12 protein-coding genes and 1 pseudogene are annotated in these 11,838 nt (G+C 59.5%); 3 read left to right on the top strand and 10 right to left on the bottom strand.

Annotated elements, in window-relative coordinates; genetic code table 11:
- Positions 1-235, bottom strand: a 235-nt coding sequence (locus H1B27_RS37610; protein ID WP_197965965.1) for a transposase, incomplete at its 3' end; no start/stop codon positions are given.
- A 65-nt stretch (positions 236-300) separates the two neighbouring features.
- Here H1B27_RS37610 and H1B27_RS37605 point away from each other — a divergent pair.
- Together H1B27_RS37605 and H1B27_RS40600 are read left to right on the top strand one after the other, a co-directional pair.
- Positions 301-1,140, top strand: a pseudogene (locus tag H1B27_RS37605) (IS110 family RNA-guided transposase); the annotation flags it as partial.
- Between the two features lie 812 nt (positions 1,141-1,952).
- Positions 1,953-2,153 carry a hypothetical protein gene (locus tag H1B27_RS40600; protein WP_311977739.1) on the top strand — a complete coding sequence of 67 codons (201 nt, stop codon included), beginning with the start codon at positions 1,953-1,955 and terminating at the stop codon, positions 2,151-2,153.
- Between the two features lie 136 nt (positions 2,154-2,289).
- Here the strand turns inward: H1B27_RS40600 and H1B27_RS37600 are convergent, their stop codons facing one another.
- The 3 genes from H1B27_RS37600 to H1B27_RS37590 form a co-directional block, all read right to left on the bottom strand.
- Positions 2,290-2,502 (bottom strand): hypothetical protein, encoded by a 213-nt coding sequence (locus H1B27_RS37600; protein WP_197969513.1) that lies wholly within the window; start codon positions 2,500-2,502, stop codon positions 2,290-2,292.
- A 34-nt stretch (positions 2,503-2,536) separates the two neighbouring features.
- Entirely contained in the window at positions 2,537-2,896 is a 360-nt protein-coding gene (locus H1B27_RS37595) for a hypothetical protein (RefSeq protein ID WP_197969512.1), read from the bottom strand.
- 892 nt (positions 2,897-3,788) lie between these two features.
- Entirely contained in the window at positions 3,789-4,322 is a 534-nt protein-coding gene (locus H1B27_RS37590) for a MarR family winged helix-turn-helix transcriptional regulator (RefSeq protein ID WP_246516004.1), read from the bottom strand.
- A gap of 348 nt (positions 4,323-4,670) precedes the next feature.
- Here H1B27_RS37590 and H1B27_RS37585 point away from each other — a divergent pair, with 348 nt between their 5' ends.
- Positions 4,671-4,892, top strand: a complete 222-nt coding sequence (locus H1B27_RS37585; RefSeq protein WP_197969511.1) for an RraA family protein — start codon at positions 4,671-4,673, stop codon at positions 4,890-4,892.
- A 568-nt stretch (positions 4,893-5,460) separates the two neighbouring features.
- On the opposite strand, the gene H1B27_RS41140 is transcribed toward H1B27_RS37585, so the two are convergent.
- The 6 genes from H1B27_RS41140 to H1B27_RS37560 form a co-directional block, all read right to left on the bottom strand.
- Positions 5,461-5,970: a TCP-1/cpn60 chaperonin family protein gene (locus tag H1B27_RS41140; RefSeq protein WP_311977741.1), complete on the bottom strand. Its 510-nt coding sequence runs from the start codon at positions 5,968-5,970 to the stop codon at positions 5,461-5,463.
- A complete protein-coding gene (groEL, locus tag H1B27_RS37580; protein ID WP_311977736.1) occupies positions 5,903-6,901 on the bottom strand; it encodes a chaperonin GroEL in 999 nt (332 codons plus the stop codon). Before groEL ends, H1B27_RS41140 begins: the two co-directional genes overlap by 68 nt.
- 107 nt (positions 6,902-7,008) lie before the next feature.
- On the bottom strand, positions 7,009-7,365 hold the full coding sequence (locus H1B27_RS37575; protein ID WP_027545366.1) for an MmoB/DmpM family protein: 357 nt from the start codon (positions 7,363-7,365) through the stop codon (positions 7,009-7,011).
- A gap of 25 nt (positions 7,366-7,390) precedes the next feature.
- On the bottom strand, positions 7,391-8,500 hold the full coding sequence (locus tag H1B27_RS37570; RefSeq protein WP_246516001.1) for an aromatic/alkene monooxygenase hydroxylase subunit beta: 1,110 nt from the start codon (positions 8,498-8,500) through the stop codon (positions 7,391-7,393).
- A 33-nt stretch (positions 8,501-8,533) separates the two neighbouring features.
- Positions 8,534-9,592 (bottom strand): NADH:ubiquinone reductase (Na(+)-transporting) subunit F, encoded by a 1,059-nt coding sequence (locus H1B27_RS37565; RefSeq protein ID WP_246515999.1) that lies wholly within the window; start codon positions 9,590-9,592, stop codon positions 8,534-8,536.
- A 76-nt stretch (positions 9,593-9,668) separates the two neighbouring features.
- The gene (locus H1B27_RS37560) at positions 9,669-11,333 is read right to left on the bottom strand and encodes a ferritin family protein (RefSeq protein ID WP_197969510.1); all 1,665 of its coding nucleotides are present in this window, start codon (positions 11,331-11,333) and stop codon (positions 9,669-9,671) included.
- Positions 11,334-11,838 lie beyond the last annotated feature (505 nt).

The following is an 11,838-nucleotide window of genomic DNA, read 5'->3' as shown; positions in this document are numbered from 1 at the left end:
CTGCAGCATCCAGCATCTGCTCGGCCAGCAGCTTCTTCAGCTTGGCGTTCTCGTCCTCGAGTTGCCGCAACCGCTTGGCATCGGAGACGTCCAGACCGCCGAACTTCGCCTTCCAATTGTACAGCGTCGCTTCAGAGACGCCATGCTTCCGCGCCAAATCGGCAGCCTTCGCACCCGCCTCATGCTCACGCAGCACGCCAATAATCTGCTCTTCCGTAAACCTGGCTCGCTTCATCTGTCCGTCCTTCAGAAGGCCGGACTCTAACTTCAACTGGAGGAAATCGGCAGGGGCAGGTCAGTCGCAAGATCAAGAGACTGGGGCTCCTTGAGGCCTTCAAACTACTGCCTCCCAGCATCGTCGGCATGGAGGCTTGTCTCAGCGCGCACTTTGTCAGCCGTGCTCTGCGCCAACTTGGCCATCAGCCAAGGATCATCCCTGCGATCTATGTGAAGCCGTTCGTGAAGGGACAGAAGAACGACTACAACGACGCCGAAGCTATTGGGACCATCAATCAGATCCGTGCCTTTCTGATCGAGCAAGGCATCGCGGTCAGGACTGGGGCGACGGCTCTGCGGAACTCGCTCCTGGCGATCTTGGAGAATCGGCAGGACGAGATATCGCCGCGAATGCGCGATCTGATCGTAGGTCTCCACGAAGACTGGATACATCTCGATGAGCGGATCGAGGCCCTCGCCAGCGAGATCGACCAGATCGGCGAGAAGGAAGCCAACTGCCAGCGCCTCATGAGTGTCCCCGGCATCGGTCCGCTGATCTCGACCGCCGTCGTGGCGGCCATCGGCACTGGTGAGGCATTCGAGCGCGGACGAGACTTTGGTGCCTGGCTTGGCCTCGTGCCACGTCAGTACAGCACGGGTGGCCGATCTATTCTGGGACGCATCTCCAAGCGCGGAAGCAAGTATCTCAGAACCCTGTTCATCCAGGCTGCAAACGTCATCCTGATGCGCCCGCACAATTGGAATCGCTTCAGCTTCGGAGCATGGCTGCAGAACGCAGCTCCACGGCTGCACCGCAACAAGCTGGCAACGGCCCTGGCCAATAAGCTGGCGCGGATAGCATGGAGCATCTTGCGCAACGAGAAGACCTTCGACGCACCAAATCACGAAGTGATCGCAATCTGAACCCTACCCCGAGTTCGCGACAGAGAAAATGCATGGAACGGATCGATGAACGCATCCAGAGTCTGGTGACCCAAATGGTTGCTTGCCAACCTGTCCGCTAATAAGACCAACGATGCGTGCGTATTCCCATTAAGGCCACGGCCCGCGAGCCGATCAAACAGGCCGGATACATATCAGCGACTTCCGAAACCCACGCACGATCTCTATTGCGAAACGCAGCCGGTCCATACATTGGGTCACGAGCGGCGATTACGCTCGGGCCGACCCATGTCCGATTGATCCCAGCGAGCCGACCTACGGATACCCTGCAGCTTTCGGCATCGGGCCAATAGCAAATGATTGTCGGGTAGGATGATGATTGATGATCAGTGCTGCAAATGCAAAGGCTCGTGTAACAATGGGCAATCGACAACGGAACTCCACGAGCATCCGCGCCTTTGCTCATGCAGTTGTGGCGGAATTCGATAGGCTCTTCGACTCGGCCGACCGCGAGAGTCCTACAGGCAGCCCACCATTCACCAACATCCGCAACACGTTCTCGCCGCAGTGGCATGCTGGTTAAAGCCAGAGAACCGATGGCCTGCGCCGTTCACGCCATCGCCGAAGTAACTGCGCTAGGCGCGCCCAGTTGGGCGATGATCGGGGTTGCATCAGTTCGTTCCAAACCCCGAACGAGGTGAGCCAAAAATCGCGGACGTTGCAGATTTACAACCCGCGTAGCCATTCGAGATACTAAGCTGATACCAAGCTCGTCCATTGAGACGACCGAAACATATTTCATGTTTACTTCATACGAGCAGCGGGGACAAAGAGTGTTTGATGTCTATCGTAATGGCAAGCACGAGTTGCTTGTTCTAAGCAACGGCTCTGCAATACCCGGCGTTTGCTCTCGGAATAAATGGCGCAAGAGCAGAAAAAGAGTTCTCAAAGTCAGCGCCGAGATCAAGTCGGCCGTTCAGAGGCAGGGCTACTACGTTCGCAGCTTGCGGGTCACCAAGGAGCGGTTGATCTAGGTCGAGCAGGTCGGCGGCTTCTCCATGTGCATCTCGACAGCATCACCACAAGCCTCTATCCTCGTTATTCCGCCTAACAGCGGGGTTGAGAAGGCAGATAGCCCGGCAGCTTGAAACGCAAACGGCTTTGGGAAGATTAGGTCGTCGCCGTGCCATCCAACTGCGCCAACCCAGCCTCGATCACGATGATATCTTCCTCGATCTGCTGAATGGTTGTCCGGCAATCAAAACCGGTGCGTGCCTTTAGGTCCACGACCAGCTTACGGCGCTGCATGCGCAAATCGTCGAGAGCCCTCCTGTCATTCAGGCTAACGTAACCGTCCACAATAAGCTCGATTGCGTTTGCCATCCCGCCCGCCAGTCTAATCACCCATCCGCAACGCTTAGCCCGCGACACTCTTCACAACCGCATCTCTTCGCAGATTGTGTCCGGCAGCCGTCAGATGGAATCCTACGATCAGACCGAGCCGCCTTAACGTCAGGAGTGCAAGCGGGTCGCACAGTTCAGTGGAAAGTCCGGCTCCCAATATCGCAATGGTGCGTCGTTCGCCGCAATCGAGATCAGCCCATGAGATGTCCATCACGCGCCTCCGCGCCAAAGAATTGTCTAAAACCCAAACGCGTGCCTGATTTGCCGCAGCATTTCCGTAGCCGCGCCGGTGTACCGGCCGTTGGTTAGGGTATCGATCCAGCTGCGCTGTGCCAATCAGCGCCACAATTGCCACCGTGAAGCCCTTGAACATTAGGCCTCTCCTGCAACAGACCGCCAACCGAGTGTGTCGAATATAAACAGAATGCGCTACTGCACATGCCGACTTAATATGCAAATGGTGACAGTGACTAGTAACCAGTTCCTTAACGGGCGCGATGAGCGCCATGGAATGAGGCGAAGACGCTGCAACGTCCGTTGCGGGATCGCGCGCTCAAAGTCTGCACCTTTCTCAACCGTCCAGGACCACGCAATCAAAAGCCCGCGTGGGGCTCATCGTCTGCGCAATGACATTCGCCCGTCTTCATCGCCAAAGACACTGGAGCAGAGGAGCAGATCAACGCTGTGATGGTGCTACCGAGACAGCTCGTCAGTTGAGATTACGAGTGCGACCCGGATCCCTCCACTTTGAACTGGCGCTCGCTTAAAGAATGAAAACGGCCCGGCGTGAGGCTGGGGGGCGCCGGAGCCGTCATTTCCACGCCTCCGCTCCTGAAGGGTCGAGACGAAAGCGCCAGATCGATCAATAGTCCTTGCCCGTCGATCGGCCGGCTGCAACGTGAGCATTGTTTGAAGACCGCCAATGAACCCGGGCGACGACCATATAGATGACCGAAATTGCGATATATCCTTGCGCCTCAAGCATCCAAAACGTCTCCATCGAGCCTGTCGTTGCTCAGTAAGGCGAGCCAGATTCTGGATTTCGGATCGCGCGATGACAATTGCTCAACGAAAGCAAATTGCAATTTCAAATGAGATGTTCGTGCCGCAGAGGCAAGGCGCAGGCGCTGCTTGATACTTGCTGGCGCGACGAAATCCGTGCGGCGATGTCCTATCCTCCTCCGCAATGCTTCCTTCTCGAACGAAGCTGGAGACGGCGAATCGCTTCAGGAAGCGAGATCGCCATCCTGGTCACTCAGTTCATCTCAAGATTTGAGTTCAGCGTGCAGGCGAGCTTTCTCTAGCCTATGCCTAACTCCCCTAAGGCAGCTGGCCAATCTCGCGAATTCCTGAATACCAAGATAGTCAAAAACAAACTGATCGAGCTCTTCCTGCTGGGCCGCGATGCTCGCAAGACGTTTGCGAGCGTTCTCTGTTAGAGACAGATGTACGAGACGGGCGTCCTTTGAGCCTGGAGTGCGCCGCAGAAATCGTTTGTTCTCAAGCTCCTTGGAATGTTTCGTGATGAAAGACGAGCCGATGTTCATTAGTTTTGCAACGACATTGACAGGAACACCGCCGTCGCGTTCCAACTCGGTTACAGCCATCAAGATCATCATTTGCGGTCCAGTGATACCGAGCGCATTCGCCTGGAAGCAGCGAAGGTCGTCCAGACACACATTGATCGATCTGATCTCCCATGTGAATTGCCTGAGTACATCCTGGCCCGCGTCTGGCCCTTTTCCGAGCCGTTTTGTTCGCCCAGATAAATTCGGCGGCATCGGATCCAGGAGCTCCATCCTTAGATTGTTCCGCGCTGGCGGAATTCAGGGAATTATTTCGGCTGACTGGCTCGACCGGCCAACCATAGGATGTCAGCTCGATGCGCTGCAATCCGCAACTCGCTCCCAGTTGCTGACTTTCCATGTAGAAGGTGCGCCGCTGAAGCTGCTAAGGTACGGCGCAACTTGACACAATCGTTGTGGCGAAATCCGCTGAAAGATTCCGTCTAGCGCAGAATTTGAGCGTCATGCTGGGCTCTAAGGCGCATTTTATTGCTCAAGTGAGACTCAGCGCCACAAGCCGAATGCCTGTGTACCGATCTGGACCGTGCGCCCTCGCGGCATCAGGTAAGTGGCGATGTTGCAATGGGTATTGCCGTTCATCCGGGCGACATCGTCAGCCCGGATGACAACGGCGTGATGGTGCCGAAAGCGACGAGCGGCGCGGTGGTGAAAATCGCAGCCGCACGTGACGAGAAGGAAACGGGAGTCATCAGGGCACCCCTGGACGGAAGCGACATTCCCGAGCTTTCCGGGATGAAAAACCTGCGACTGAGGCGGGCACCGGCAAGCGAGAATTGGTGGTGATGAAAGGCGGTCGCACTGTTTCCTCCGGCGGCAAGAGCATCGCGCATATCCTGCATCACCTCATCGGCGCAAAAATCGCCGGCCGCGTCACCCGTTGGATGGCGAACGTGCTGTCGAAAGCGAGCGAGACGGAAAGCCGTCCCCGCTCTCCTATCGAGCGGGGGCAGGAAACGTCTGGATCAGATCATCCAGCAGACCAGGTTCACCGCGGAAGACCAACTGATGCATGGGATCGGACGCATCGAAGGGCGCTTCAATTCCATAAGTTGCGCCTTGGAAAAAGCACGCCGCGTCGGGCGCAGCCGGAAGATCGATCAGCGCCTGGTAACCTGGCCGACGCCAGAGGACAACGGCGCTTCGGGCCTTCTCATCAGCCCCAGGTAGCGCCGTGAAGTGGCCCAAAAGCCAGCTCGTTTCGTTACCCTTCCCGGCGGGAAAACTACCAGGAACTGAGGGCATGGCTCTTTCTGCGAAAAGCCTCGTTTAGTGATCATTGACGATTCGGAAGATAAGTAGACATATCGATCGGAGCGGAACGAACGCGATGGCGATCGTCGGTCCGCGCCGATCAGCTCCGGCCGTAAACTTCGGCACCGCCGCCGCGCGCAGGGCCGGCGGTAGGATCGACGCCTTCAGGAAGATCGACGACGAGCGAATGGGTCGTCAGGATTAGCTTGGCGACCGACACCGCATTCTCGAGAGCGGCGCAGGTAACCTTGACGGGATCAATGACGCCGGCTTCGAACATGTCGGTAAATCTGCCGCTCCTGGCATCGAAGCCCGTGCCGGGTTGCTCGGCGACGACCCGTGTCACGATCATAGCGCCATCCTGTCCGGCATTGCCGGCGATGATCGCCAATGGGCGCTTGATCGCGTCGCGGACCAGCATCGCACCGGCCTGTGCGCCATCAACCTCCTGATCCACCAACGGATCGAGCTGCGCTGCGACCTGCGCGAGGGCAGTACCGCCACCGGCCACCACACCTTCGCCACGGGCAGCCCGGGCTGCGTTAAGGCCATCTTCGAGGAGTTGCGCCGTGCGTTTTTGTTCGACCGGCGTGGCGCCGCCTGCGAGCAGGAGCGCGGTCCCGCGGGTGAGCTTTGCCGCGCGCGATCACCCGGCCACCCGTCATGATCGCGAGATCCTCCATCATCGCCTTGCGCCAATGGCCGAATTCCGGCGGATTGATCGCGACGACGGTGCCACGTCCCTGAAGCCGAGCCTGCATCACCGCCGCGATGACCTCAGGCGCGATCTCGTCAGCTACCAGCAGCAGCTGACGCCCGCTCTCCTTGAGTTGGTCGAGGATACGCAGGATCGGCTCGGCCGATGGCACTTTGTGGTCGGTCAGCAGGATCGCCGGATTGTCGAGTTCGGCGGCCAGGCTTGAACTGTCGGTCGCCATATGGTGCGATACGAATCCGCGATCGAGCACGAGCCCTTCGTCGACCTCCAGCCGCGTCGGTGAGCCCGGCAACGCATATTCGACATGGACGACGCCTTCGATGCCGACCCGCTCAAGCGCTTCCGCTATAAGCTCTCCCAGTGACGTCTCGGTGGCCGCGACGCTTGCAACCATGCGCAATTCGCCCTGACGCAGCGGCCGAGAGCCCTCTCGCAGTGCTTTGATGACCAGATCGCGGGCGTGGTCCATGCCGGCGACAACGTCGACCGCCTTGTGCTTGTGCTCGACCAGTTTCACGCCATCCTGCACCAGCGCATTGGCGAGCGCTGTCGCGGTCGTGGTGCCGTCACCGGCGATCTCATTGGTCTGGGCGGACACCTCGCGAACAACCTGCGCGCCCAGATTCTCGAACCGGCAGGGTAACTCGATCTCGGCCGCGATGCTGACACCATCGCGCGACACCAACGGCGTCCCGATCGGGCGATCCATGATGACGTTGGTTCCCTTGGGGCCGAGCGTACCGACTACAGCGCGGGCAAGCTGGTCCACGCCGCGCGCAAGCGCCGCCCTAGCGTCAGCATCGTAAAGCATGATCTTGGCCATCTTTCGTCTCCTGTGTGCGCCGCCATCCGTTTGGGGGGGCCTTGTCATTCCGGTCTGGCTAGGGGGATGCCACGCGCCGGCGGCGCGGCCGCCGGCGCGTGATCGTGTCATTCGTATTGGAGCGCCTCGTCCATGTCCCCGAAGAGGATCACGGTGTTCTCGTCGATCATCACCATCCGGCCGTAATGGGTGGCGGTGGAAATCTCGAAGATGTGCGGTGTCATCTCGCGGCCGAGCGCCTCGCTGATCTCGGCCATGTCGAAGACGATCTTACCCTCGCCGTCCACACGGATCATCGCCGGCAGGTAGGTGACCTTGATTCCGGGACGCTGTTCCATGATCTCGGCGATGCAGCGTGCCTCGACGCTGTCGTTCATCGTCACCCCGCATTGATGCGAGATGGTGCGTTCCTGGGTGATGTCCTTGAGCGGCGTGAAGAGCTGCTGCTCGGTGGTAACGGCCATGTTGTGGGTTCCTTTCGTGGCGCGATTATTCGACGGGCTCGGCGACCTGCAGCTCCGGCATCGGAATTTGCGTCGAGAAGACGCCGATCTCCGACACGATCGCCTGCAGGCGGTTGATCGCCGACGCATAAGATTCGGCGAACTGCGCCGATTTCACCCGCGGCTGTGACCAGATGGGTTGCAGATCGAGCGCCGCCTGGGTCGCGATCGGTGAATATTTGTCGAACCAGTCTTGCAGCAGGCGCCGATTGTCCTCACCATGCGCGGGATCGCGCACGAGCGTCGCAAACAGCTCAACCGTATTGGCTAGGTTGCGCTCGTAATCCGCTTCCGCCGCTGAGATGACGGCGGGCGACGAATAGTCGCTCTGTGTCGCCGCGACCTGCATGACGAAACCAGAGCGGAACAACTCGCCTACCAGTGGCTCAAATAGCACGTTGACGATGAAATACTGCTCCAGGAAATCCTCGGCGCCGCGTGCAGATTCCACGAGCTCGCGAGCCTTCTGCCAGATCGAGTTCTCCAGCCAATTGCGCTTGCCGGCGTCGACGTCGAAGCCTTCGATGTCGAGCGCGATCTCGCCGAGATAGAGCGTTAGATCCTGCGCCAGCCGCAGCTTGTAGGACGAGTTGGTCAGGATCGCGTTGTTGATCATTTGGGTATAGCCGTAGCGCTGCGCGCGCATCAGCGCGGTGCCCAGGCCATATTCGGCATGCTTGAAGGCACCCAGATGATCTTGCAGTATTTTCACCCACGCCTTGTCGAAGCGCCTCGGTGCGCCGGCGCGCCGTGCGTTGTCGATTACGTTCTTGATCATGCCGCAGATGGTCGACTGGCGCTGATAGTGCGTCCGTTCCCATTCCTGGTCGGGCGCGCGATAGAGGTGCCAGTCGCTGCTCTTCAGCGCGGTACACTCCTTCGAGTATGTCGGCGTGCCGTCCCCGAACGAAATGATCCAATTCTGGAGGAGGTAGCGTTCGGGGTCCGGCTGGACGTCAACGGTGACGTCCTCGTAATGCGTCGCCCGACGCCCCTTCGGCTCGAAATAATTATACGCGCGGCTATCGGATCCCGGAAAGGTCTTGGCGCCCGCCGCTGCGGACCTCTGCTCCTGCTCCATCACTCGTCCAGACATCGTCTTCTCCCTCTCTCTCTTGGGCATTCGGCCTCATGCTTGGGTGGCGGGCGTGAACTTGTCGAAATACATCCTGGCCGGGTCGATATCGGCCATTTGCAGGATCGGCAGTGCGGCATCGATCATCGGCGGTGGACCGCAGCTATAGGCGTCCGCTTCCTCGGTATTCTCCATGTCGAGCAGGTGGCGGCGCAGCACGTCGTGGATGAATCCGGTTTCGCCGTTCCACTCCGAATCCGCTTCGACATGTGACAAGGCGGGAATGAACTTGAAGTCGGGCATCCGCGCTTCAAGGTCGGTGAAGACGTCGAGCGCGAACAGATCCTGCGTTGTCCGGGCGCCGTAGAAGAAGCGAACCGGGCGCGTCTCGCCGCTTGCCGCCTGGTCGAGCAGGATCGACATCAACGGTGCCATGCCCGATCCGCTGCCGACCAGGATCATCGGCCCCTCGCGCTGCTCGCGACGGAAGCAAGAGCCATAAGGCCCCTTCACCGTGATCGGATCACCGATCTTCGCCTCGCCGACCGCGGTCGAGAAGGCACCGCCGGGATGACGCTTAATGATGAACTCCAGGCGATCGGACTCACTCGGTGGATTGCCCATCGAATAGGAGCGCGTGATCTCCGCGCCATGGAGCGTCAGGTCCGCATACTGTCCGGCCCAGAACTTCATCGGCTGGTCTAGGTCGATCGCGATGCGAACGATGTCGTGCGTCAGCGGCTCGACGCTCGCCAGCTTTCCGTTGAACGCCTTGACTGCGATCGAGCGCGACAGCAAGTCCTCGTCATAGTTGAGCAGCTCGACGTTGACGTCGCTATAGACGAGCGTCCGGCACAGCAGGACCTGACCGCTTTCCTTCTCCGGGTCGGAGAGCGCGAAGGTCGAATATTTGAGCATGTCCACATCCCCTTCGTTGAGGATGCATTTGCACGCGGAGCACTGCCCTTCCTTGCAGCCGTGCGGCAGGGCGACGCCCTGGCGGAAGGCTGCGTCGAGGACGGTCTCACCTTCCTCCACTTCCATCTCGACCCCTACCGGCTCGAGGCGCACCTTGTGCACCGCCGGCCTGCGCTGAGGCATTTCCTGTCCCATGATCATTCTCCGTGAGGCAGTCGCAGCGGTGCCGGGGGAGGCGGGGACACCACCTCCCCCGGCTGCCGGTGGGGGGTCAGATCCGGCGGATCTTGAAACCCTTGCGATAGTCCTCGACATGTTTGGCCCTCGCCTCGGGCTTCAGTTCGCGCAGCGCAAGCAGTGGGCTGCGGATGGTGTGGCCTCGGACATGGTCAAGCGTCCACATGTCCTTCTCCTCGAACGACATGTGCGGCTGAGCGATCAGCGTCTTGCCGTCAGGGCGCACGAAGCCCATGTCAACGATGGCGTCGGCGAGATCCCAGCCGTCATAGACCTCTTCCCACTGGCGGCGGCCCGAGAAGCGGCCCATCGCCGGGGTCGGACGGCCCTGATATTCGGCGGCGAACGCTTCCTTGTGGGTCCAACGGTCGACCTCGCTGGCATAGGTGAACAGCTCGCCGTCCACCTCGTCGACGCAGAAGTCCTCGCGGACGACGCATGGCACCAGGCTCGACCAGCAGCGATGCGGATAAACGTAGCCGGTGTCGGCGAAGGTGATGATCTCGCTGCCGGGTTTGGAGAGCTTCTCGTAATTCTCCCACCAGGCGCCGAACTCGTCGTACCAGCCCGGATACTTGGCCTCGAACCATTCGAAGTCGCGCTCGGTCTGCGCCTCGATCCGCCAGAAAGTCGCCCACCAGCCGGCCGAGATGGACTGCGCGAACTTGTGGACATAGCCTTTCTTGACGATCGAATCGAACGCCTCATGGACGTCGTCGTGGTGGATCTTGATGCCGTATTTTTCGAGCGGCAGCATGTAAGTGCGATAATAGTCCTCGAATATCCAGCGGTGCCACAGCTCCGCGTAGCTCTCCTTATTCTTGTCGCGATTCTTGGTGCCATATTCGATGATCGTACCGATGATCGCGTCAACGATCATGTGGTTCTGCCAGAAGGAATAACGAATATCGCGTTCCAACAGCAGATGATTATCTGGCTCCTTCAATACCGACATCAGCATCGAATGGCCGTTGCCGATATGGCGGCTTTCGTCGCTCTGGACCGAGAGGAACACGGTCGGCAACGCGTAGTCGCCGTTGCGTGCGGCCTCCGACGGCATCGCCACAAACAGCGTGTTGGTGAACGCCGTCTCGGCGGCGACTTGGAGATAGATATTCGATGCGGTGATCGCATCACCGGTCAGGAAGGCCTCGCCAAACTGCCGCCCGATCGTCGTCGCAGCGCATTTGCCGAACGCCTTCTCAGTGATGTCGAACCCGGCCGGATCGATATAATTCTCCATGTACCATTTCTTGAGGTTCATCTGGATGGTCGAGTGCCGGAACTCGTCCACCATCTGCATCGTGAAGCCGGTGCGCAGATGATCGCCGGGGGCGAGCTGCCCGAGCGGCGCCATTGATCGCGCGGCCGAGATCTCCGGGAATGGGATGATCGCCAGGAACAGCTTCATCCATTCAATCCAGCGCGGCTCGACGTTGCGGAACATGTCGCCGCGCAAGGCTGCGTCGAGCGCGCCATAGACGCGATTGTCCTTCTCTTCCTGCATGGGGAAATAGGAACGCAGCACCTGCTTCATCGGGTCGCGCGGCGGCTTGCTGATCTTGTAGTCGGTCGGGATCGCCATCGCGTCCTGCACATAGGACGGGGTCCAGCCCAGATCCGCGATGAGGCGCGTCGCCTCCCCGATACTGATGCCCTTCTGGCTTGTGATCTTGTTGAGTGTGAGTGCCTCAGTCATCGCTCATCTCCTTTCCCTGGCGCGGCGGGGCGTTTTGCGGTTTGGCTGCGACGACATGGCCCGATCATCAGGCACGGCCACCGCTTGAGTCCGCTCAGCAACATACGTGCCAACGGGAGAAGTGCTGGATTTCTTGGAATAGGCGGGGCGGGGCGCGTCATCGATGCGACACGGCGCGCAACACTTTTGTCCCGTCGGTGACGCAGATCTGTTCCGTCGACGCGCGATGCGGGTCCGCCGATCGTCTTCGGCTCTGCACAGAAACGACCTGTTTCCGTCACCCAAGCGCCTCACCTTCGTGCCTGGCACCAAGCATGGCATTTGCCATCGCTTCACCTCCTCCCATCAGCTCATGCCAGCCTGTATCCCAAGCAAACCGCGCGATGACGAGGTGGAGGCCTCATGTCGGTTACGGTGGTTTTGGGAAATTGGCGAAGCATGAGGTGAACTAAAATCGACATCGAGATGGAAATCTCGCGCCAGTCGGGAGCCGCGGCGCGAACAT

This window comes from Bradyrhizobium diversitatis, from assembly GCF_016031635.1.
Taxonomy (GTDB): Bacteria; Pseudomonadota; Alphaproteobacteria; order Rhizobiales; family Xanthobacteraceae; genus Bradyrhizobium; species Bradyrhizobium diversitatis.
Note: the sequence above shows the minus strand (reverse complement) of the source record. Positions and strands in the feature narration are given on the sequence as shown.